The sequence below is a fragment of the Microbispora rosea genome (assembly GCF_900156315.1).
Lineage (GTDB): Bacteria > Actinomycetota > Actinomycetes > Streptosporangiales > Streptosporangiaceae > Microbispora > Microbispora rosea.
Genome location: NZ_FTNI01000046.1, coordinates 12999 through 35044, shown reverse-complemented (window position 1 = coordinate 35044; position 22046 = coordinate 12999). Strand labels below are relative to the sequence as shown.

Below are 22046 nucleotides of genomic sequence, written 5' to 3'. Positions count from 1 at the left end.
TCAGGGCGTGAGCAGCACCTTGATCGCGCCGTCCTCCTTCTTCTGGAAGATCTCGTAGCCGTGCGGGGCCTGGCCGAGCGGCAGGCGGTGCGTCGCCAGGTCCTCGACCCCCAGAGGATCGCCGTCGCCGGTCAGCAGCGGCATGAGATCGTCCACCCACCGCTTGACGTGGGCCTGGCCCATCCTGAGCGTGACGCCCTTGTCGAACAGCTGCAGCATGGGCATGGGGTCGGTCATCCCGCCGTACACGCCGCTGATCGAGATCGTGCCGCCGCGGCGCACGGTCTCGATGGCGTCCTGCAGGGCGGCGAGCCGGTCGAGGCCGGCGCGGGTCATCATGGCGGCGGCGGCCTTGTCGGGCAGCATGCCGGTGACCGTCTGGGCGAGCTTGCCCACGGTGTAGCCGTGCGCCTCCATGCCGACGGCGTCGATGACCGAGTCGGTGCCCCGGCCCCCGGTCATCGACCGGATCGCCTCGGGCACGTCGTCGGTCTCGTTCCCGTCGATCACCTCGATGCCGTGCCGGCGGGCCATCTCCAGGCGTTCGGGGACGATGTCCACGCCGATCACCCGGTAGCCGCGGTGGCGGGCGATGCGGGCGGACATCTGCCCGATCGGGCCGAGGCCGAAGACCGTGACGCTGCCGCCGTCCGGCACCTCGGCCCACTCGACGGCCTGCCAGGAGGTGGGCAGCACGTCGGAGAGGTAGACGAACCGCTCGTCCGGCGGCCCGTCCGGCACCTTGATCGGCCCGAAGTGCGCCTGCGGGACGCGCAGGTATTCCGCCTGGCCGCCCGGCACCTCGCCGTACAGCTTGGTGTAGCCGAAGAGCGCGGCTCCGGTGTCGTACTCGCGGACCTGGGTGGTCTCACACTGGGCGTACAGCGCGCGGTCGCACATGAAGCAGTGGCCGCACGAGATGTTGAACGGGATCACCACGCGGTCGCCGGGCGAGATGTGGGTGACCTCCGCGCCGACCTCCTCCACGATGCCCATCGGCTCGTGGCCGAGGATGTCGCCCTCGCCGATGAACGGGCCGAGCACCTCGTAGAGGTGCAGGTCGGAGCCGCAGATCGCGGTGGTGGTGACCCGGATGATCGCGTCGGTGGGTTCCTTGATGGCGGGGTCGGGGACCTCCTCCACCCGGACGTCGCGCTTGCCGTGCCAGGTAACTGCCTTCATGGTTCCCCGTCTGCCCCGCTTACGGCGGGGGAAACGGGCTCCATGTCCGGATCAGAGGTGCAGCACGCTGCCCTGCCCGTCCACATGGTCGGCGTGGTCGTCGTCGAACCACACGCCGCCCGTTGCGAGGTAGCGGAACCGGTGTGCGCCGGGCGGGAGGATCACCGACACGGTGCGGGTGCCGTTCCTGCGCCGCAGCAGTTCGTGGCGGCCGGGCAGCCAGTCGTTGAAGTCGCCCACCACGCTGACCGTTCCCGAGGGCTCGTCAACGGGCAGGGCGAAGGTGACGCGGGTCTTCTGCCCGAACAACCTGGTGCGTTTGAGCATGTCGCATAGCCTGGCGTATTGCCCCTAAAGGAAGAAACAAGTACACGCAGGACGTAACACAATATTCACGGCCTTTTCAGGGCGCGTGCCCGACGCCGCAGAGGAACCACGTGGGCAGGTGGCGGCCGGCCTGCCGGGCGAGCAGGTTCTCGTCGTCGGGCCGCCAGTCGTCGAGCGGGACCAGGCCCGGCTCGATGAGCCGGAAGCCGCCGAACAACTCGTGGATCTGCTCGCGGCTCCGCAGCGTGACGCCGTTGCTGGCCTGCCGGTAGACGGCCGCCCCCTCGCGGGCGTCGCCGGCCCGTTCCTCGTCGGTGACGTGGGACAGCACGAGGTGGCTTCCGGGGGCGACGGACTCCCCGAGGCGGGTGACGAGCTCGGCCGGCTTGTCGTCGTCGGAGAGGAAGTGCAGCACGGCCACGAGCAGGACGGCGACCGGCTCCGACAGGTCGATCAGCGACCTCAGCTCCGGATCGGCCAGGATCTCCTCGGGGCGCCGCAGGTCCCCGTGCACGGTGACGGTGGTGGCGGTGGCACCCGACAGCAGCGCCCGGGCGTGTGCGAGCACGACCGGGTCGTTGTCCACGTACGCCACCCGGACACCGGGGTCCAGCTCGTGCGCCACCTCGTGAACGCTGCCCTCGGTCGGCAGCCCGGTGCCGATGTCCACGAACTGCCGGATCCCGGCCTCGGTCACCAGATGGCGTACGGCCCGGCGCAGGAAGGCACGGTTGCGGCGGGCCAGCGAGGGGGCCTCGGGCGCGACCGACATGACCCGCTCCGCGGCTTCCCGATCGGCCGCGAAGTTGTCCTTTCCGCCGAGGAAATAGTTGTACATGCGCGCAGGATTGGGGACGCGCGCATCGATGCCGGGTGGCGGCGCGTCATCGGCCACGCAAGGTCTCCTCACTCACGGTAGTAAAGAGGACTTCATGCGAGCATAAGGGCCGCCGAGGAAAAACCCAACGAAGAACGCCATAACTCTGTGACTCCACCTTCCCACCGGATTTGCGTTCGCCAATAAGAGGCAGGCCACGGGCAGCGGCAGAAGGAAGAGCCACAGCCGGTGGGCGACCGGCCACTGCGGATCGTCCTGCAGGGGCCACAGCCAGAGCTCGGCGGTCAGGAAGAGCGTGACGGTGAGCAGCCCGAACTGGGCCGCCGCGCCCGCGAGGGCCGCGGACCGGCCGTGCCGGGGGCGCAGCCGTACGGCGACGGCGGCGCCGGACAGTCCGGTGAGCACACACGCGGCGGCCTCCAGCGCCAGATCGCCGGCGAGCAACGGAGAGCCCTGGGGCAGGAAGACGACGATCAGCGCGAGGGTCGTCCCCCAGGCCGCGAGGGCGGCCCCGGCGGCGAGAGCGGTGCGCAGCCACATGCGCAGCCACCTCGGCACAGGCGTGGCGAGCGTGCCGTATGCCAGGGGATCGACGAGAGCGAACCCCGCCGTGGCGCCCATCGCCCCGGCCGACAGCCGTGACAGGACCACGGCATCGCAGCTCACCACCGCACCGCGGGTGAGGGCGGCGGCGACGATCACGGCCGCGGACGCCAGCCACGTCCAGGCGAGCGGCGCCCAGTCGACGGCCCGCAGGAGCGGGCGGACGAGGATCAGTGCCGTACGGATCACGAGCAGTCCTTCCTATCGTCGGGGTCCGGGGTGAGGCCGAGCAGCGGAAGCGCCTGCTCGACCGTGGTCGCCGGGTCCAGGAGGGTCGTCCAGTGGGCCCACACGCGTGCGCGGGCGTCCGGGCGCGCGACCAGGCGCTCGGCATACCGGTAGAGGCGCTCGGCGGCGGGCCGCTCGGAGTCCTTCGTCTGTGCCCAGGACGAGGCGGCGACACGTACCGGCCCGGCCTGGCCGCCCAGCCACAGGGCGACGAGCGTGCGCGCCCGTCCCCACTCGGCGCATCCGGGCGTGCCCACACGAACGAAGATGCCGGAGGCGCCGTACAGCGGATCGGTGATCGACGTGCGCCACCACTCGGGGTCCGGCACGCCGGCCACCCGGGCCGCCGCCTGGCCGCCGAGCCAGGCTTCCGAGAGCTCCGCGGTCCCGTGCCTGCCCCACAGGAAGAACGGTCCTGTGGGGTGCGGCCACCCCGGCCTCGTCACCGTCCCCCGTCCCTGGCCGAAGGAGACGTCGCCGATCCGCTGCCTGATCTCGGGCACCCGGGCGTGCTGGGCGGGCGGAACCGCGGCGACCACGGGCCGCACCGCGCGCGCCCAGAGCGGGATCCACGCCTCGTAGCCCGGATAGGCGCAGTAACGCACCCCCTCGGCCTCCCGGCAGCGCTGCGCCTCGGCCGCCGACCATCGCGCCAGCCTCTCCTGAGGCACAGCATCGCGCAGGCCGCTGATCGCGACGGCCCCCGTGGGCACCGCGACCGCGAGCCCGGCCAGCGCGGCGAGCGAGCGCCGGGGCCGCAGGCCGTACCGGGTCATCCCGAGGGCGGCCGCCAGCGCGATCAGGGCCAGGACGTAGACGAGGTGGGTGCCCGACGGCCGAGGGTTGATCTCCACAGGCAGGTCGTGATGCACGATCACCGGAAGCAGCGCCGCCCACGAACCGCCCGACCTGGACAGCTCCGCGGGCGCCGCGATCGCGAAGAGCACGACGGGCCCGGTGGCCGGTCCGGGGAGCCACCGGCCCACGGCGACGCCGAGGACGCCGCAGAGCGCCGCCCCGGCAGGCCCGGTCAGCGCCTCCCACGGATCGAACCGGCCTGCCGGGTGCGCGGGCAGCAGGCTCAGCAGGTGGACCGCCGCGGCCGCGCAGGCCGTCGCGGCGGCGACCGCCGGAGCGGCGACCAGCAGCGCCCGGGTCCTGGCCGGGGCCCGGACCGGCAGCGCCCGGATGGTCTCCGGCATGCCGTGACGCCGCTCCCGGTTCACGGCGAGGTTCGCCGCGAGCAGCGCGCCCGCCCCCACGAGCAGGCAGCCGTACGCCGTGTCGATCGTCACCTCGGGCCAGGCGGGCGCACGGGTCCACGTCTGCCAGACGCGCAGCGCGACCATGAGCACCGCGGCTCCCCAGACCAGCGGGTCGCGCAGCAGCCGGACGGCCTCGAACCTGACCAGACTCATGCCGCCTCCTGGGTGCGGCCGACGAGGAGCAGGTAGCCGTCCTCCACCGTCGGCTCGGCCGGGACGGCGTCCGCCGGGGTATCGCCGATCGTGCGGTAGCGCCCGTCGGCCGTCCGCCAGAAGAGCGCGCCGGGCCCCGGACGGTGGTCGCCGAGGCTCACCCGGCCGGCGGCGACGGCCGCGAGCCCGGCAGGGGTGCCGTCGAACAGGATCCGCCCGCCGTCCATCACGACCACCCGTTCGCACAGCGCCGCGACGTCCTCCGTCTGGTGGGTGGACAGCAGGACCGTACGGCTCTCGCCCAGACGGGAGACCAGGGCGCGCAGCCGCAGTCGCTGCTCGGGGTCGAGGCCGACCGTCGGCTCGTCCAGGACGAGCAGGTCGGGCTCGTCCAGCAGGGCTTGGGCGAGCGCGAGCCGCTGCCGCATGCCGCCCGACAGCTTGCGCACCTTCGTGCGCGCCCGGTCGGCGAGGCCGACCTCGGCGAGCACCCGCGTGACCTCCCGGTGCCGTTCGCGCCGGTCCGTCATCTCCTTGAGGATCGCGACGTAGTCGAGCGTCTCGAAGACCGTGAAGTGGGGGTAGAAGCCAGGGTCCTGCGGCAGGTAACCGAGTCGCCGGCGCACGCCGGTCCGCCCGGACGCCGTGGCCGGATCGAGGCCCAGGACGCGCAACTCCCCGGCGTCGGGCGCGAGGGTCGTGGCCAGGCAGCGCAGCAGCGTCGTCTTGCCCGCGCCGTTCGGACCGAGCAGGCCCGTCACGCCGGCGCCGAACGCGATGTCGAGGCCGTCGAGCACGGCCGTGTGGCCGTACCGCTTGCGCAGGCCGCGCACAGTGACGGTGGGGGTCATCGGGGCTCCGCGGGGTCGAGGCGATGGCGCCGGACGTACAGGACGAGGGTGAGCAGCGCTACGGCGCAGCCGTAGAGCACCTGCGCGCCGGGCCGGAACGGCAGCGTGCGGTCGCCCGTCACCGCTCCCACCCCCGTCACGACTGCGACCCAGCCGCCGCCCAGGGCCACGGCGGCGAGAGGCAGCGGCACTCGCGTGGCCAGTGCCAGGCAACCCGAGGTCGTCGTCAGCGCGGGGAGCAGCCAGGCCCAGGCGACGGACGGCATGGTGGCGGCCGGCAGCAACGGCACGGCCAGAGCGGTCAGCGCGAGCGCCGTCAGGAGCACGGCTGTCGAGCGCACCAGCAGCAGCGGCGCTCCCGCCATGGGTGTGGCCGCGTACGTCTCGTGGGCGGGGTCGATCCGGCGGCCGTACGCGAGCGCGATGCCCGCCGTCGGCAGCACGGGGGCCAGTGTCAGGAACGCGAGGAAACCATGGCCGGCCAGGTGCGCGGCCGCCACGGCGAAGCCGAGGGCGACCGCGACGGCCGCCGCCCACGCGCGGCTCAGCGCGGGCGTCGCGGCGAGCAGCCGGGCCAGGTGCCCGGGTACTCCGGCGCCGTGCAGCAGCCGCTCCGTCAGCGGCGGGGCGGGGGCGGCGACCTCCGCCGCGATCCGCTCCCACGACGTGGCAAGCCACCCGCCGTCGGCGGGAACCGCCGTACGGCACCGGGCGCAGCGGACGAGGTGGGCCTCGACGGACATGACGCCCACCGGATCGAGCGAGCCGTCCAGGTAGCGTTCCAGCAGGCCGGGCGGGATGTGCCAGTCGCCGGTCGTCATGCCAGCTCCTCTCTCAGCCGGGCCTTGGCCCGCATGAGCCGGGTTTTCACGGTGCCTTCGGGAATGCCGAGTAGCCGGGACGCCTCACGGACGGTCAGGCCGTCGAGGACGGTCGCCTGGATCACGGCGCGCAGTTCCGGTGACAGGCGGGCCAGGGCGCCGCCGAGATCGCCGTGCTCGACCCCGAGCAGCACGCTGTCCTCGGCGGAGGCGAGGCGGGCGCCTGTTTCCGCGAGCGCGGTGTCGGCGAGCGCGGCGGCGGCGATCCAGCGTCCGCCGGGACGTCTCAGGGCGGAGGCGAGGCGGCGCACGGCGATCGTCCAGATCCAGGCGGCGGCGTCGTCGCCCTGCGGCGAGTAGCGGCGCGCCCCGCGCCAGATCGCGACGAACGTGTCCTGGATCGCGTCGTCCACGAGGTCGGGGTCGGCGCACCTGCGCAGCAGGCGGGCGCGCAGCCAGGGCGCGTGCCGGTCATGCAGCAGCCGGAGCGCCTCGACGCGTTCCGCCGCCACGGCCGCCATCAGGTCGTGATCGTCACTGGACGGGCTCACGGGCGGTGGATGCGGGCGTTTGCGGGGGAACCGCAGGGAGAGGGGGCGCATGTCTCGTCTATCGCGGCGCGCGCGCCGATCGGTTCACGAGGTACGGACGTCCTAGGACCATCGCCCGATGTGGGGGAGCGGCTCGGAGATCTATAACGGGCACATGTACGCCATCAGATTGCATGCATTCGGTCCCGCTGAGAATCTCCTCTACGAGGAGGTCGAGGATCCCGAGCCCGGGCCGGGCCAGGTCCGCGTGGCCGTACGGGCGGCGGGGGTGCACCTGGTCGACACCACGTTGCGGGCCGGGAAGTACGCCGGTGGTCCGATCCCCGTCCCCGACCTGCCCACGATCCCCGGCCGGGAGGTCGCCGGGATCGTCGACGCCGTCGGTCCCGGGGCCGATCCGGGCCTGGTCGGCAGGCGGGTGGTGACCCATCTGGGGATGGTTCCCGGCGGATACGCGGAACTGGCCGTGCGGGACGCCTCGGCGATCCACGAGATCCCGGACGGCCTCGGGTACGGCGAGGCCGTGGCGATGATCGGCAGCGGCCGGACGACCATGGGCATCCTCGACATCGCGGAGATCCGGGCGGACGACGTCGTCCTGGTGACGGCGGCGGCCGGAGGCATCGGCAACCTGCTCGTGCAGGCGGCGGTGCGGGCAGGCGCCACGGTCGTCGGGCTCGCCGGCGGCGCGGCCAAGGTGGGCCGGGTGCTGGAGCTGGGCGCGCACCACGCCGTGGACTACGCCGTGCCCGGCTGGCCCGACGAGGTGACGGCGATCCTCGGCGACCGGGAGGTCACGCTGGCGCTCGACGGCGTCGGCGGGGCCCTCGGGCGCGCCACCCTGGAACTGCTCGGCGTCGGCGGCAGGATCGTGCTGTTCGGCTGGGCGGACGCGCAGGGCGGCCCGACCGCGCTGACCACGCAGGACCTGTTCGCGCGCGGCATCACCGCGGCGGTGGCGGTCGGCGCGCGGGTGCTGAAGCGGCCGGGCGGCCTGCGGGGCCTGGAGGAGCGTGCGCTGGCGGCCGCGGGGTCGGGCGCGCTGGTCCCGCTGGTGCAGAGCTTCCCGCTCAAGGACGCCGCCGCCGCGCACGCCGCGCTGGAGACCCGCGCGACCACGGGCAAGGTGGTGCTCGTTCCCTAGGTGACCACAACGGGATGGGGGAGCACCGAGGTGTGGCAGTAGCCGAGGTCGTTCCAGGGAGTGGTATCGGGCTGGGATCGGCCGTGCTCGTCGGTGGCCCGCACCCGCACGATGTGGGCGCCGGGAGCGGGATCCCAGGGGAACCGCCAGCGGGTCCAGACGCCCGCGAGGCCGGGTCCGTCGAGGGCGGCGGGCAGCCAGGGGCCGTCGTCGATCCGGTAGTCGACCGCGGTCACGCGGTCCTCCCCGGCGTACGCCCGGCCGCGGATCGTCTGCGGGCCGGGATGCAGCCGCGCGGGCCAGGGCAGCTCGACCAGGCTCGCGACCGGCGTGGAGGTGATCGGCACGGCCGGACGTCCGGGGCCGACGATCACGTAGTCCTCGGTGTTCCACGGCACGCTCAGCGGCCGGTCGGACACCTCGATCCGGCCCACCCACTTGATGCTCGCCGCGCCGAGCCAGCCGGAGACGAGCACGCGGGCGGGGAAGCCGTGGTCGGGCGGCAGGATCTCGCCGTTCATGGCGAGCGCGAGCAGGGTGTCGGGGGCCAGGGCCTTGGCCAGGGGCATCGGGCGGCGCCCGCGCGCCTCGTCGAGCCCCTCCGGCATCACCTCGACGGCGGCGTCGGTTAGGCCGGCGGGTTCGAGCAGGTCGCGCAGCGGGATCCCGGTCCACTCGGCGGTCGCGATGGCGCCCCGGCCCCATTGCACCCCGCCGAAGCGGCGGCCGTGCTCGACGCCGAACAGGGCGCGACGGTTGCCCGCGCACTCCATGGTGCGGACGACGGACACGAGCGGGAACCGGCGCCACAGGTCGTCGTAGGTGTAGCGGACGGCCCGGCGTACGCCGGCGCCCTCGACGCACAGCGTCCAGGTTCTCGCATCGAGGCGGGGGGTCGGTGCGTGGTTGCGGACGAAGAAGCGGTCGAGCGGGGTGAGCAGGCCCGGCAGGCGGTCGGGCCGGGTGCCGTAGTCGAGGCCGGTGCCCGCGTCCTCCATGAGGGCGGCGATGGCCGGCTTCACCACCGGCGTGCGGATGTCGCGTGTCGTGTGCATCGGCCCTTCCCTTCCGGGCCGACGCGGTGACGGCCGTCAGCCCAGGTCGCGGCTCGCCCTCCGGGCCTGACGCTGGGCCCAGGACGCGAGGCGTGACCAGCGCCTGGCCGAGACCAGACGGCTGGCGACGCGGGCGTTGTCGGCCTCGCGGTGCAACTCGGTGACGCGCTCGGTGGCCAGGGAGTAGTCGTAGAACATCATTACCGTCCAGCTCGCCTTTGTAACTGTCTTAATTTTCTTAGGTAGTTACAAAGGTACGACAAAGAGGCGTAACTGGTCAAGTGAATTTGGACGGTCACATGGCTCGGCGGCCGGTTCGCCCATGCCGGTCGGCCGTCGGCCTCGTCACCGCGCCGTCTGACCGGTACGGACGTGGGTAGGGGTGGCCGTATGGCAGAGATCGGTTTCACCCTGATGTGCGAGCAGACGCCCGCGAAGGAGCTGGTGGCGGACGCGGTCGCGGCCGAACGGACCGGTTTCGACTACGCCGTCATCTCCGACCACTACTTCCCGTGGCTGGAGGAGATGGGCCACTCTCCGTACGCCTGGTCGGTGCTGGGCGCGGTGGCGCAGGCCACCGAACGGCTGCCGCTGATGACGTACGTGACGTGCCCGATCATGCGCTACCACCCGGCGGTGGTGGCGCAGAAGGCGGCCACGATGGGAGTGCTCAGCGACGGCCGGTTCACCCTCGGCGTGGGCGCGGGCGAGAACCTGAACGAGCACGTGGTGGGGCACGGCTGGCCGCCGGTCAACACCCGGCACGACATGTTCCGCGAGGCCATCGAGGTCATCAAGGAGCTCTTCCAGGGCGGTTACCGCAACTACCGCGGCGAGTACTTCGACATCGACTCGGCCCGGCTGTTCGACCTGCCCGAGCGGCCGGTGCCCATCGCGGTCGCCGCGTCCGGCGAGCAGTCGGCGGACATCGCGGCCGAGCTCGGCGACGGCCTCGTGGCGACCGACCCGGACGGCTCGCTGGTGGAGAAGTTCGCCGCGTCCGGAGGCGAGGGCAAGCCCGTCTACGGCCAGCTGGCCGTCTGCTACGACCCCGACAAGGACGCCGCGGTCGAGCGGGCGCACCGCATGTGGCGCTGGTCGGTGGCCGGTTGGAAGGTCATGTCGGAGCTGCCCGCGCCGGTCAACTTCGCCGCCGCGACCGAGACCGTACGGCCGGAGGACGTGGCCGAGAAGGTGCCCTGCGGCGCGGACGCCGGCGCCGTGGTCGAGGCCGTGCGGCAGTACACCGAGGCGGGCTTCACCCATCTCGCGCTCGTGCAGGTCGGACGGGAACGCCAGCGGGAGTTCTTCGAGTGGTCGGAGAAGGAGCTCCTCCCCGCGCTGCGCGATCTATAGGCGTGTTGCGCGATCTACAGGCGTGAGATGATCGCCGTCAGCTCGCCATGGGAGGAACGATGCCCGAGCGCACGCAGACGGTGACGGTCACGGACGGTGGCTTCGATTTGCGCCTGTGGATCCCGGAACGGGGGAGCGGCCCGGGGCTTCTGCTGATCCCGGAGATCTGGGGCGTGAGCGACTACATCAGGGCGGTCGCCGCCGACCTCGCCGGGCTCGGTTACGTCGTCGGCGTGCCGGACCTGTTCTGGCGCCTGCGGCCCGGCTGGGCCGCCGCCCACGACGAGGAGGGGCTGCGCGCCTCGCTGGAGCTGTCGGCGAACCTGGACGCCGAGAAGGCCGCGGACGACTGCGCCGCCGCGCTGGCCGCCCTCGCGGCGCGGTCCGAGGTGACGGGCGGAACCGGCGTGCTCGGCTTCTGCCTCGGCGGCTCGCTGGCCTACGCGGTCGCCGCCGGTGCCGGTGGGAGCGGCCTGTCGGCCGTGGTGTCCTTCTACGGCGCGGACGTGCCGGACGCGCCCCAGCTCCTGAGCGGCATCCGCGGCCCGATCCAGTTCCACTTCGGCGGCCGGGACCCCTACATCCCCCGCGACAGGGTGGCGGTCGTGGAGAAGGCGGCGGCCGGACGGCCGAACGTGGAGGTCCACGTGCAGGAGGACGCCGGCCACGCCTTCCACAACTTCTTCGCGCCGATGTTCCACAACCCGGAGGCGGGCCGTACGGCGTGGGGGCTGGCCATGGACCTCCTGCGCCGTCACCTCCCGGCGGTCTGAGCCTCCCGCCGCCAGGGGAGCGCGGGCAGGCCGCACCGCACGCGCAGGACCATCCAGAAGGCCGGCGCGAGGAGCAGCACGGCGACCAGCACCCAGACGGTCGGGGCGTTGCCGAAGCCGAACATCTTCAGCGCCGAGGCGAGCAGCACGAACGCCAGGACGCGGCGGATCAGCCCGCCGGGGGCGCGCGAGGAGATCCGCGAGCCGAGGTAGACGCCGGGGACGGAGCCCACCAGCAGCGCGACCGTGACCGACAGCGTGAACTCGCCGAACAGCAGGTGCCCGAGCGCGGCCGACATGACGAGCGGCACGGCCTGGACCAGGTCGGTCCCGACGAGCTGGTTGGCCTTCAACGCGGGGTAGAGCGCGAGCAGGGCCACGATGATCAGGGATCCGGAGCCGACCGAGGTGATGCCGACCACCAGCCCGCCGACGGCCCCCACCAGCGCGGTCGGCAGCGGCCGTACGGTGACGGAGGGCATCTCGGTCGAGGCCGGTTCGCCGGGGGCGGCGGTGCGGCGGCCGGTCTCCGGGGTGCGGCCCTCGGCGCGGTCGCGCATCGCGAGGTAACCCCGTACGGCCAGGCCCCCCGCCGCGATGAGCAGGGCGATGCCGAGACCCTTCTGGATCACCTCCTGCACGGCCTCGCCCCGGCCCAGCGCGCGGGCGATGAGCACTCCGCAGAACGCCGCGGGCACCGAGCCCGCGCACAGCCAGGCGACGAGCCGCAGGTTGACCGTCCCCCGGCGCAGGTGCACGAGGCTGCCCACCGGTTTCATGACGGCGGCGGCGACGAGGTCGCTGGAGACGGCGGCGAGGGGCGGCACGCCGAAGAACGTCACGAGCATGGGCGTCATCAGGGCGCCGCCGCCCATCCCGGTCAGGCCGACGACGACGGCGACCAGGAACGAGCCGATCGCCATGGTGTAGTCGAAATGCACCCACTAACCCTACCTAACCCATCGGAATTATGGATACCCCCTCTCGTGGTGAACCCTCGGGGGCTGTTCCGGCGCCACCCGCCCTCGTCCTGCCGATATCGGGGTGAAGGTACTGTGGGGTAACGAACAGGGACCGGGGGATGCGGCCATGACGGGAACGCGCAGGGCGGTACGGCCGGCTCCCGACCTCCTGGCGGCGCTGCTCGAAGGCAGCGGCGAGGGCATAGTGGTGTGCGACGCGGACGGCGTCGTGACGCTGGCCAACGCGGCGGCGGTCCGCCTGGTGCCGGGGGTCGAGCCGGGCCTGCCCGCGCCCGCGCCGCTCGACTCCGTCCCGCCCGCCCCCGAAGGCCGGATCGTGACCCACGGCGGCCGGGCGCTCCGGATTCGCACCGAGGCGGTCGGCGATTGCCGGCTCGCCTGGTATCTCACGGACCTGAACGCGGCGCCGCGGACCGAGTTCCTGCTGGAGGCCGGCCGCCGCCTGTCCGCCTCGCTCAACCCGCGCCGGTGTGCCAGGGCCGCGACGGAGCTGGCCGCCGACTTCCTGTGCGACGCGGCGATCGTGCTGCTGCCGGCCACCGCCCGCCGCAGGATCGAGTGGGTGCGCGCCGTCTCCGGCCGGTACGGCCCGGAGGAGGGCACCCTGCCGGCCGTCACGGCGGCGGAGGTGCCCGGCCTGACCGACGCGCTCGCGGGCCTGCGGCACGGCGCCGCCGGACAGCAGGACCCGGGCGGCGCGCCGGATTGGCTGCTGCCGGAGGGGTTCGGCCCGGCGGGCCACCTGCTGGTGCTCCCGCTGCCCGGCAACGGCGTGCCCGCCGGGGCGATCGTGCTCGCCCGCCGCGCCGGGCGGTCGCCGTTCGGCGACGACGACCAGAGGATGGCGCGCGACCTCGCTGTCCGGGCCGGCGCCGCGATCTCCGCGGCCTCCCTGTTCCGGGAGCAGAGCACGATCAACGCCATCCTGACCGGCGACCTGCTGCCGCCCGACATGCCGGAGATCGAGGGCATGCGGCTGGCCGGCCGGCTGCGGGCCTCGCAGCAGGCGGGCGCCATCGGCGGCGACTTCTACGACGTCTACCTGCCCGACACGGCTCCCGACGCCGGGATCGTGGAGCGGCCGCCGCTGATCATTCTCGGCGATGTCTGCGGCAAGGGCGCCCGCGCGGCGGTCCTGGCCGGTCAGGTCCGTCACAGCCTGCGCACGCTGCTGCTGCTGGAAAGCCGCACCGACCGGCTGCTCGAACTGCTGAACCGGTCGCTGCTCGCCTCTCCGTCGCCGAACTCCTACGTGACGATGATCCTGGCCGCGCTGCGGACCGCACCCGGCGATCACGTGCTGGTGGACCTGGCCGTGGCCGGGCACCCGCCGCCGCTGGTCCTGCGCGGGGACGGCACGGTGGAGGAGGCCGCCGCCCGGGGTTCCCTCCTCGGCGCGTTGAAGAAGATCACCCTGCGGCCCGTCACGCTCGACCTGGCGCCCGGCGAGGTGTGCCTGCTGTACAGCGACGGCATCACCGAGGCGTTCGGCGGCCCGACCGGGCGGGAGATGTTCGGCGAGGAACGGCTGAAGGAGGCGCTCGCCACCTGCGTGGGAATGCCCGTCGAGGCCTTGGTGGAGCGGCTGGAGCAGCTCAGCACCGAATGGCTGGGCGGCGGTCCGGGCGCCGATCCGGGCGGCGGGCGGGACGACCGCGCCCTGCTCGCCGTACGCGCGGGGACGGCACGGACGGAGACGTCATGGTGACAGCATGGTGACAGCATGGTGACAGCATGGTGATGAAGGACCTGGAGACCGTCGCCGGGCGCTACCTGGACCTGATCGGCCGGGCCGACGAGCACGGCGCGGTCGACCTGGTCCTGGGCCTGATCGACGAGGGCGTGCCCGCCGAGGACGTGCTGCTGCGGATCGTCGCCCGCGGCCAGCTCCGGGTGGGCGAGCTGTGGGCGTCGAACGAGTGGCCGGTGGCGCGCGAGCACGCGGCGACCGCGGTCAGCGAGCGCGTCGTGGCCGCCGTCAGCGGGCACGTCCGGCCCGCGGCGACCCGCGGCCTGGTGGCCGTGGCCTGCGCCGACGGCGAGTATCACGCCCTGCCCACCCGCATCATGGCCGAGGTGCTGCGCCTGCGGGGATGGCGGATCGACTTCCTGGGGGCCAGCGTGCCCGGCCCGCACCTGATCACGCACCTGCACCAGACCGGGCCCGACGTGGTCGCGCTCGGCTGCACGATGCCGACCCGGCTGGCCCGCGCGCACGCCACCATCGCGGCCTGCCAGGCCGCCGGCACTCCCGTGCTGGCCGGTGGGGCCGGGTTCGGCGCCGACGGCCGCTATGCCTGCCTGCTCGGCGCGGACGCGTGGGCTCCCACCGCCGACGCGGCGGCCGACCGGCTCGCCGCCGGACTGCCGTCCTTCCCCGCCGCCGACGACGGCCCAGGCGCCGCCGCGGTTCATCTCGGCGGCGAGGAGTACGTGTACCTGACCCGGCACCGCGCCGAACTGCTGTCCCGCGTCGTCGACAGGCTCGGGGAGCACAGCGCCGAGGATCTCGGTCACATGGCCGACTTCCTGATCGCCGCGACGTACGTCCACGACACCGCGCTGTTCACCGACTTCGTCACCTGGGCCTGCCAGGTGCCGGCGGCCAGGAAGGTGCCCGCGGAGTCCGTCGTGCTCGGACTGCGTGTTTTCCATGATGTACTGACAGACTGCCCCGACGCCCGCGTGATGCTGAACGAGGGCCTCGCCGTGGCACAGACGTGCTGTGCGAGTCAACGAACCGAGACGAGGGTCTGATGCAGGACACGTCGCCGTTCCAGGTCGAGTCGCTCACTCCCGAGCCCGGTGCCGCGCGCCTGGTGATGGCCGGTGAGCTCGACTTCACCACGGCGGACGACGCGTCCGCGGAGGTGGCGAAGAGGCTCGCGGAAGGCGTCGACGTGCTCGAACTCGACCTGGCGGGGCTGACGTTCATCGACTCGTCGGGAATGGCGGTCGTGATGAACGCCTACAGCGAGGCGGAGGAGCGGGGGACGGTCTTCCGGATCGTCGCCCTCACCCCCTACCTGCGCCATCTGCTCAAGGTCGTCGCCCTCGACGACGTGCTCGACCTGCCCGGCTGAGTCTCCTGCCCGGCTGAGACAATGGGCGGGTGAGCAGGCGTGCCGTCGCCGTCCGGATCGAGGGGATCGTGCAGGGGGTCGGCTTCCGGCCCTTCGTGTACGGCCTCGCCACGCGGCTCGGCCTCGCCGGGCTGGTCGGCAACGACGAGCGCGGGGTCTTCATCGAGGTCGAGGGTGGCAGCGCGCCGGTCGAGGAGTTCCTGGCCGCGCTGACCGGCGACCCGCCGCCGCTGGCGGTCATCGAGCGGATCACGACGGGCCCGGCGCCCGTCACCGGCCGCAGGACCTTCGCGATCGCGCCGAGCGCTGCCGGTGGGGACCGGCACGCGCTCGTCTCGCCCGACGTGGCGACCTGCGACGCCTGTCTGCGCGACCTGACCGACCCGGCCGACCGCAGGTGCGGCTACGCCTTCACCAACTGCACCGGGTGCGGCCCACGCTTCACCATCGTCCGCGACGTGCCCTATGACCGGGCCAACACCACGATGGCGGGCTTCCGGATGTGCGCGGACTGCGCCGGGGAATACCACGACCCCGGCGACCGGCGCTTCCACGCCCAGCCCGTGTGCTGCCCCGCCTGCGGGCCCAGCCTACGGTTTCACGGTCCCGGGGGCTCAGGTGCGGCGGGCGACCCGCTGGAGCCGGCCGTACGGCTCCTGCGGGAGGGTGGCGTGCTGGCGGTCAAGGGACTCGGCGGCTACCACCTGGCGGCGCTCGCGGCGGACGAACCCGCGGTGGCCGCGCTGCGGTCGCGCAAGCACCGCGAGGACAAGCCCTTCGCGGTGATGGCCGGCGACGTGGCCGCGGCGCGGCGGCTGTGCGTGGTGGATCCGGCCGAGGAGCGCCTGCTGACCGGTCCCGCCCGCCCCGTCGTGCTGCTGCGGCGCCTGCCGGACGCGTCTGTCGCGCCGTCCGTGGCGCCGTCCGTCGCGCCGGGCAACCGGTGGCTGGGGGTGCTGCTGCCCTACACCCCGCTGCACCACCTGCTGCTCCGATCGCTGGGCCAGCCCATCGTGCTGACCAGCGGAAACGTGTCCGACGAGCCGATCGCCTACCGGGACGAGGACGCCCTGGAACGGCTCGGCGGCATCGCCGACGCCTTCCTGACCCATGACCGCCCCATTCACATCCGGACGGACGACTCGGTCGTACGGGTCTTCCGGGGCCGTGACCTGCCGATCAGGCGGTCGCGGGGGTACGTGCCGCACCCGCTGCCGCTCGCCCGGGCGGCACGCCGGCCCGTGCTCGCCTGCGGCGCCGAGCTGAAGCACACGTTCTGCCTGGTCAAGGATGACCGCGCGTTCGTCTCCCACCACATCGGCGACCTGGAGAACTACGAGACCCTGCGGTCGTTCACCGAGGGCGTCGATCATTTCCGGCGGCTGTTCGACATCACGCCCGAGGTGGTCGCCCACGACCTGCACCCCGACTACCTGTCCACCAAGTGGGCCCTCGACCAGGACGCGGACCTCGTCGGCGTGCAGCACCACCACGCCCACATCGCCTCCTGCCTGGCCGACAACGGCGTCGCAGGGCCGGTCGCAGGGGTGGCCTTCGACGGGCTCGGCTACGGCTCGGACGGCACCTTGTGGGGCGGCGAGTTCCTCGTCGCCGACCTGGCCGGCTTCGAACGGGCGGGCCACCTGGCTCCGGTGCCGATGCCCGGGGGCGCGACCGCGATCCGGCAGCCCTGGCGCATGGCCGCCGCCTACCTCGATCTCGCCTACGACGGGGACGTCCCCGAGGACCTGGACGTCGTGCGGCGCAACGCCGGGCAGTGGGCGGCCGTCGTCGCGCTGGCCCGCCGGGGTGTGAACGCGCCCCTCACCTCCAGCATGGGCCGCCTGTTCGACGCGGTGGCGGCGGTCGCGGGCGTCCGCGACGCGATCACCTACGAGGGCCAGGCCGCGGTCGAGTTCGAGCAGCTCGCCGACCCCGCGGTGGACGACGCCTATCCCTGCGGGCTCGTTTCCGCGGGCACGCGGTTCGCCGTGCCGGGTGTGGAGCTGGTCCGCGCGGTCGCCGACGATCTGCGGGCCTGCGTGCCGCGCGACGTCGTCGCCGCGCGGTTCCACAACGCCGTGGCCCGCGTCGTCGCCGACGGCTGCACCCTGGTCAGGAAGGCCTGCGGCCTGTCCACGGTCGCGTTGTCCGGCGGCGTGTTCCAGAACCTGCTGCTGCTCGGCCGGGCCGTGACCCTGCTGGAGGAGCGCGGCTTCACGGTGCTCACCCACCACCGCGTCCCTCCGAACGACGGCGGCGTCAGCCTCGGTCAGGCCGCCGTCGCCGCCGCCGCGATGGCGGCGAACTCGCCGATCAGGGGGGTGCGGCGAGAGCTGTCCCAGGCCAGGCACACCTGGTTCGGCGGGATGTCGGAGACCGGGACGTAGGTGACGTCCGGCCGGGTGTAGAAGGCCGCCGCCGACAGCGGCAGGATGACGACGCCGTGACCGGCGGCGACGTGTTCGAGCTTCTCCTCCACCGCGTGGAAGACCGGCGCGGGGCGACGCGGTCCCGGTCCCCGCAGCTCGGTGGCGACGTCGCGCCATTCGGGCACGGCGTCGGGGTTCTGGAGGAGGTGCTCGTCGGCGAGGTCGGCGATGCCGATCATGTCCTTGCCGGCCAGACGGTGGCCGGCGGGCAGCACGGCGACGCGTGGCTCGTCCATCAGCGGCCGGACGCGCAGCCCGCGCCGGTCGATCGGCAGGCGCACGTAGCCGATGTCCACCCGCCCGTCGTGGATGACCTCGGCCTGGTCGTCCCAGGTGGTGCGCACCACCTCCACCGTCAGCCCGGGGTGACGTTCGCGCAGCGCCCGGACCGCCGGAGTGACGATCAGCCCGGGCATGAATCCCACGGTGAAGGTGTCCGTGCCGCGTGCGGCGCGGCTGACGCGCCGGCGCAGCGCCTCGGCCGAGGCCAGCAGCGGGCGGGCGTCGGCGAGCAGTTGCTCGCCCGCGGAGGTGAGCTCGGTGGCCCGCCTGTCGCGTACGAAGAGCTGGACCTTCAGCTCTTCCTCGAGTGCTCGGATCTGGCGCGACAGCACGGGCTGCGCGATGTGCAGCGCCTCGGCCGCCCGGCCGAAATGCAGCCCCTCGGCCACCGCGACGAAATATCGCAGCTTCCGCAGATCGACGTCCACCAGCGCATCCTCTCGCCTCTGATGCCCTCAGGGTATTACAGGCGTGGCAGAGGGTCTTGGACGGCGGCGATGGGGCGGGCGCATCCTGAAGGGGTTGAGATCCCCTAACGAAAAGGACGAGTCATGGATCTGCAGGGGCACCGCGTCGTCGTGCTCGGCGGCACGTCGGGCATCGGACTGGCCACCGCGGAGTCGGCCGCGCGCCAGGGCGCCGTGGTCACGGTCGTCTCCAGCCGGCAGGCCAGCGTCGATCACGCGCTGACCCGCCTGCCCGGCGGCTGCGACGGCCGCGTCGCCGACCTCACCGACGCCCGGGCCGTGGGCCGGCTCTTCGAGGATCTCGGCGAGTTCACCCACCTCGTCTACACGGCCGGTGAGCCGCTGACGATGATGCCGATGGACACGCTCGACCTGGAGGCGGCGGGCGACTTCTTCGCGCTGCGCTACTTCGGCGCGCTGGGGGCGGTCCGCGCGGCTCTGCCGTATTTGCGCAAGGACGGTTCGATCACCCTCACCACCGGCATCGCCAAGGACCGGCCGGGCCCGGGCTGGGCGGTCGCGGCGAGCATCTGCGGCGCCATGGAGGCGCTGACCAAGGCGCTGGCCGTCGAGCTCGCGCCCATCAGGGTGAACGTCGTGTCGCCCGGCTTCGTACGGTCCCCGCTGTGGTCCGCGATGGGGGAAGAGGAGCGCGAGCGGATGTATGCCGAGATCGGCGCCGCGATCCCGGCAGGGCGGATCGGCGAGGTCGAGGACATCGCCCGTGCCTACGTGTTCCTGATGACGGAGCCGTTCGCCACCGGAACCGTCCTCACCGTGGACGGCGGCAACGTCCTCGTGTAGCTAGCAAATGCGGGGCAGCGGGTCGCCGACCAGCACGTCGACGATCCGGGTGCCGCCGAAGGCGGTCTTCAGCAGCACCAGCCCCGGGGGATCGTCCCGGACGCGGCCGACGACCGCGGCGCCCTCGCCGAGCGGATGGCTCCGCAGCGCGGCGAGCGCGGATCCGGCCGCGTCCCCGTCCACCACCGCGACCACCCGGCCCTCGCAGGCCACGTAGAGCGGGTCGATGCCCAGCAGCTCACAGGCCCCGCGTACGGCCGGCCGTACGGGCACCGCGTCCTCCTCGACCACGACGGCGACGCCGGAGGCGCGGGCGATCTCGTTGAGTATCGTCGCGACGCCGCCCCGGGTCGCGTCCCGCAGGCACCGCACTCCTTCGCCGGCAGCGGCCTGGAGGGCGGCGATCAGGCCGTTGAGCGGGGCGGTGTCCGACGTCACGTCGGCCTCGATGTCGAGCTCCCCGCGGGCCAGCATGATCGTCACACCGTGCTCGCCGACCGGGCCGGACACGAGGACGGCGTCGCCGGGCCGGGCGTGTGCGACGCCGAGGCGGGTGTCCCCCTCCAGCAGTCCCACGCCGGCCGTGGTGACATAGCAGCCGTCGGCCTTGCCGCGCTGCACCACCTTGGTGTCCCCGGTCACGATCGACACCTCCGCCGCCGCGGCGGCGCGGGCCATCGACGCGCTGATCCGCCGCAGGTCCTCGACCGGGAAACCCTCCTCGAGGACGAAGCCGGCCGACAGGTACAGCGGCCGCGCCCCGCACACCGCCAGGTCGTTCACGGTGCCGTTGACGGCGAGGTCGCCGATGTCGCCGCCGGGGAAGAACAGCGGGGAGACCACGTAGGAGTCGGTCGTGAACGCGAGCCGCGCGCCGCCCGCGCAGAACACCGCGCCGTCCTCCAGCGGTTCGAGCAGCGGGTTGCGGAACGCGTCGAGGAACACCGCCTCGATCAGGGTCTGGGTCGCCTTGCCGCCGGCGCCGTGGGCCATCGTGATGTGCTCCTCGCGCACGCGGGCCTTCCGCCGCCGGGCGCGGTCGATGCGTTCGAGGACCTGTTCCTCACGGCTGGTCCCAATGCCGGTCACCGGGTCGCCTCCCTCACCCGCTGCCGCGAGAAGCGGCCGAAGTTGTAGTAGGCCGCACAGGCGCCCTCGGACGACACCATGCAGGTGCCGATCGGCGTCTCCGGCGTGCAGGCCGTGCCGAACACCTTGCACTCCCACGGCTTGAGCACGCCCTTGAGGACCTCGCCGCACTGGCAGGCCTTGGGGTCGGCCACCCGGTTGCCGGGGATGTCGAACAGCCGCTCCGCGTCGTACGCCGCGTACTTCTCCCGCATGCGCAGCGCCGAGTGGGAGATGAAGCCCAGGCCGCGCCACTCGAAGTAGGGCCGCAGCTCCATCACCTCGTTGACGGCCCGCAGGGCCTTGACGTTGCCCGCCCACGGCACGACCCGGGCGTACTGGTTCTCGACCTCCGACCGGCCCTCGGCGAGCTGGAGCAGCAGCATGTAGACCGACTGGAGGATGTCCAGCGGCTCGAAACCCGCCACGACCAGCGGCTTGCCGTAGTCGCGGGCGATGAACTCGTACGGCCGGCAGCCGATGATCGTGGAGACGTGACCGGGACCGACGAAGCCGTCGAGACGCAGGTCGGGCGAGTCCAGGATCGCCTTGATCGCGGGAATGATCGTCACGTGGTTGCAGAAGACCGAGAAGTTCCGCACGCCCTCGGCCGCCGCCCGCAGCACGGTCATGGCGGTCGACGGCGCGGTGGTCTCGAACCCGATGGCCATGAAGACCACGTGGCGGTCCGGCTCGCGGCGGGCGATCTTCAGGGCGTCCAGCGGCGAGTAGACCATGCGGATGTCGGAGCCCTGGGCCGTGGAGTCGAAGAACGACCCTCGCCCGCCCGGCACCCGCATCATGTCCCCGAACGACGTCATGATCACGTCCGGCCGTTCGGCGATGTGGATCGCGTCGTCCACGCGGCCCATCGGGATCACGCAGACCGGGCACCCGGGGCCGTGCACCAGCGTGATCGTCTCGGGCAGGTAGTCCTCCAGCCCGTGCTTGTAGATGGTGTGGGTGTGGCCGCCGCACACCTCCATGAACTTGTAGGCCCGGCCCGGCTCGCACAGGCTCGCGATCCTGGCGGACAGCGCCCGCGCCTTGTCCGCATCGCGGTACTCGTCGACGAAACGCACCGCCGCTCACCTCTCTATGGACGAGTCGCGCAGCGCCGCCAGCTCGTCCTCGTACGCCTGGCCGATGCCTTCCAGGAACTCCAGCGCGGCCCTGGCCTCGGCCTCGTCGATCTTCGACAGCGCGAAACCGACGTGGATCAGGACCCAGTCGCCGGGCCGCAGGGGCTGGCCGTCCAGCAGGCCGATGTTGACGGCCCGCCGGACCCCGCTCACGTCGACCCTGGCGAGGTCAGTCTGGCCGGGCGGGATCTCCACGATCTCGCCCGGAATGCCCAGGCACATAGGACACCTCCGCGGTGGTGTCGGGGTAGAGCTGGATGGATTCGAGGACGAGGCTGTCTCCGCCTTCGCTGTCGACGTCGATCCCGCCGCACAGGCCGCAGATCGTGAGCGGGTCGGCGCACAGGGCGGAGTGCCCGCAGCCCCGGCAGATGAGCCGTACGGGCTCGATGACCAGGTCGAGCGTCGCGCCCTCGGCGACCGTGCCGGCGGAGGCCAGGCAGAAGGCCTGGTCGAGGGCCTGTGGGGCGATGCGCAGCAGCGCGCCCGCCCGCACCCGGGCCCGGCGCACCCGCCTGCCGCCGGCCCGGCGCTCCACGGCGTCGACCACGGCTTCGGCGATCCCGAACTCGTGCATC

General features: G+C 73.1%; 24 protein-coding genes. 8 read left to right on the top strand and 16 right to left on the bottom strand.

Annotated elements, in window-relative coordinates:
- The 8 genes from BXA11_RS38830 to BXA11_RS38795 form a co-directional block, all read right to left on the bottom strand.
- Positions 1–1182: a zinc-dependent alcohol dehydrogenase gene (locus BXA11_RS38830; RefSeq protein WP_076442795.1), complete on the bottom strand. Its 1182-nt coding sequence runs from the start codon at positions 1180–1182 to the stop codon at positions 1–3.
- A 51-nt stretch (positions 1183–1233) separates the two neighbouring features.
- A complete protein-coding gene (locus BXA11_RS38825) occupies positions 1234–1509 on the bottom strand; it encodes an isoamylase early set domain-containing protein (RefSeq protein WP_076442793.1) in 276 nt (91 codons plus the stop codon).
- Between the two features lie 76 nt (positions 1510–1585).
- Complete coding sequence (locus BXA11_RS38820) at positions 1586–2404, bottom strand: SAM-dependent methyltransferase (protein ID WP_204054082.1); 819 nt, start codon at positions 2402–2404, stop codon at positions 1586–1588.
- 15 nt (positions 2405–2419) lie between these two features.
- Positions 2420–3139 carry a hypothetical protein gene (locus tag BXA11_RS38815; RefSeq protein WP_076442789.1) on the bottom strand — a complete coding sequence of 240 codons (720 nt, stop codon included), beginning with the start codon at positions 3137–3139 and terminating at the stop codon, positions 2420–2422.
- Entirely contained in the window at positions 3136–4596 is a 1461-nt protein-coding gene (locus tag BXA11_RS38810; protein WP_076442787.1) for a hypothetical protein, read from the bottom strand. Before BXA11_RS38810 ends, BXA11_RS38815 begins: the two co-directional genes overlap by 4 nt.
- Positions 4593–5447, bottom strand: a complete 855-nt coding sequence (locus tag BXA11_RS38805; protein WP_076442785.1) for an ABC transporter ATP-binding protein — start codon at positions 5445–5447, stop codon at positions 4593–4595. The genes BXA11_RS38810 and BXA11_RS38805 overlap by 4 nt, the downstream gene beginning before the upstream one ends.
- The gene (locus BXA11_RS38800) at positions 5444–6268 is read right to left on the bottom strand and encodes a zf-HC2 domain-containing protein (protein WP_076442783.1); all 825 of its coding nucleotides are present in this window, start codon (positions 6266–6268) and stop codon (positions 5444–5446) included. The genes BXA11_RS38805 and BXA11_RS38800 overlap by 4 nt, the downstream gene beginning before the upstream one ends.
- The gene (locus BXA11_RS38795; protein ID WP_076442781.1) at positions 6265–6870 is read right to left on the bottom strand and encodes an RNA polymerase sigma factor; all 606 of its coding nucleotides are present in this window, start codon (positions 6868–6870) and stop codon (positions 6265–6267) included. Before BXA11_RS38795 ends, BXA11_RS38800 begins: the two co-directional genes overlap by 4 nt.
- 103 nt (positions 6871–6973) lie before the next feature.
- Here BXA11_RS38795 and BXA11_RS38790 point away from each other — a divergent pair, with 103 nt between their 5' ends.
- Complete coding sequence (locus BXA11_RS38790) at positions 6974–7963, top strand: zinc-binding dehydrogenase (protein WP_076442815.1); 990 nt, start codon at positions 6974–6976, stop codon at positions 7961–7963.
- On the opposite strand, the gene BXA11_RS38785 is transcribed toward BXA11_RS38790, so the two are convergent.
- Positions 7960–9018 (bottom strand): sulfite oxidase, encoded by a 1059-nt coding sequence (locus tag BXA11_RS38785; RefSeq protein ID WP_076442778.1) that lies wholly within the window; start codon positions 9016–9018, stop codon positions 7960–7962. The two genes, BXA11_RS38790 and BXA11_RS38785, sit on opposite strands and share 4 nt — an antisense overlap.
- Positions 9019–9054: 36 nt before the next feature.
- Positions 9055–9219 carry a hypothetical protein gene (locus BXA11_RS43535; protein ID WP_156081127.1) on the bottom strand — a complete coding sequence of 55 codons (165 nt, stop codon included), beginning with the start codon at positions 9217–9219 and terminating at the stop codon, positions 9055–9057.
- A 189-nt stretch (positions 9220–9408) separates the two neighbouring features.
- Between BXA11_RS43535 and BXA11_RS38780 the strand changes: the two genes are divergently transcribed.
- On the top strand, positions 9409–10374 hold the full coding sequence (locus BXA11_RS38780) for an LLM class F420-dependent oxidoreductase (RefSeq protein WP_030510822.1): 966 nt from the start codon (positions 9409–9411) through the stop codon (positions 10372–10374).
- Positions 10375–10433: 59 nt separating this feature from the next.
- Positions 10434–11147 (top strand): dienelactone hydrolase family protein, encoded by a 714-nt coding sequence (locus BXA11_RS38775; protein ID WP_076442776.1) that lies wholly within the window; start codon positions 10434–10436, stop codon positions 11145–11147.
- On the opposite strand, the gene BXA11_RS38770 is transcribed toward BXA11_RS38775, so the two are convergent.
- Positions 11129–12088, bottom strand: coding sequence for a sulfite exporter TauE/SafE family protein (locus BXA11_RS38770; protein WP_239105321.1), 960 nt, complete (start codon positions 12086–12088; stop codon positions 11129–11131). The two genes, BXA11_RS38775 and BXA11_RS38770, sit on opposite strands and share 19 nt — an antisense overlap.
- Before the next feature lie 148 nt (positions 12089–12236).
- On the opposite strand from BXA11_RS38770, the gene BXA11_RS38765 reads away from it, so the two are divergent.
- Genes BXA11_RS38765 through hypF form a run of 4 tightly spaced genes read left to right on the top strand, consistent with a single transcriptional unit; the run spans position 12237 to position 17603 of the window.
- Positions 12237–13838 carry a PP2C family protein-serine/threonine phosphatase gene (locus BXA11_RS38765; protein WP_076442774.1) on the top strand — a complete coding sequence of 534 codons (1602 nt, stop codon included), beginning with the start codon at positions 12237–12239 and terminating at the stop codon, positions 13836–13838.
- A gap of 26 nt (positions 13839–13864) precedes the next feature.
- On the top strand, positions 13865–14887 hold the full coding sequence (locus BXA11_RS38760; RefSeq protein ID WP_076442772.1) for a cobalamin B12-binding domain-containing protein: 1023 nt from the start codon (positions 13865–13867) through the stop codon (positions 14885–14887).
- Positions 14887–15213, top strand: a complete 327-nt coding sequence (locus BXA11_RS38755; protein WP_076442770.1) for an STAS domain-containing protein — start codon at positions 14887–14889, stop codon at positions 15211–15213. Before BXA11_RS38760 ends, BXA11_RS38755 begins: the two co-directional genes overlap by 1 nt.
- 29 nt (positions 15214–15242) lie before the next feature.
- Entirely contained in the window at positions 15243–17603 is a 2361-nt protein-coding gene (gene hypF / locus BXA11_RS38750) for a carbamoyltransferase HypF (RefSeq protein ID WP_076442767.1), read from the top strand.
- Here the strand turns inward: hypF and BXA11_RS38745 are convergent.
- Positions 17486–18355 (bottom strand): LysR family transcriptional regulator, encoded by an 870-nt coding sequence (locus BXA11_RS38745; protein WP_076442764.1) that lies wholly within the window; start codon positions 18353–18355, stop codon positions 17486–17488. The two genes, hypF and BXA11_RS38745, sit on opposite strands and share 118 nt — an antisense overlap.
- 123 nt (positions 18356–18478) lie before the next feature.
- Between BXA11_RS38745 and BXA11_RS38740 the strand changes: the two genes are divergently transcribed.
- Positions 18479–19198 (top strand): SDR family oxidoreductase, encoded by a 720-nt coding sequence (locus tag BXA11_RS38740; protein ID WP_076442761.1) that lies wholly within the window; start codon positions 18479–18481, stop codon positions 19196–19198.
- On the opposite strand, the gene hypE is transcribed toward BXA11_RS38740, so the two are convergent.
- The 4 genes from hypE to BXA11_RS38720 are packed head-to-tail and all read right to left on the bottom strand — an operon-like array spanning position 19199 to position 22045.
- Entirely contained in the window at positions 19199–20287 is a 1089-nt protein-coding gene (gene hypE, locus BXA11_RS38735; RefSeq protein WP_076442759.1) for a hydrogenase expression/formation protein HypE, read from the bottom strand.
- On the bottom strand, positions 20284–21408 hold the full coding sequence (gene hypD, locus BXA11_RS38730; protein ID WP_076442757.1) for a hydrogenase formation protein HypD: 1125 nt from the start codon (positions 21406–21408) through the stop codon (positions 20284–20286). Before hypD ends, hypE begins: the two co-directional genes overlap by 4 nt.
- Before the next feature lie 6 nt (positions 21409–21414).
- Positions 21415–21663 (bottom strand): HypC/HybG/HupF family hydrogenase formation chaperone, encoded by a 249-nt coding sequence (locus BXA11_RS38725; RefSeq protein WP_319018774.1) that lies wholly within the window; start codon positions 21661–21663, stop codon positions 21415–21417.
- A complete protein-coding gene (locus BXA11_RS38720; protein ID WP_030510834.1) occupies positions 21638–22045 on the bottom strand; it encodes a hydrogenase maturation nickel metallochaperone HypA/HybF in 408 nt (135 codons plus the stop codon). Before BXA11_RS38720 ends, BXA11_RS38725 begins: the two co-directional genes overlap by 26 nt.
- Position 22046: the final 1 nt, after the last annotated feature.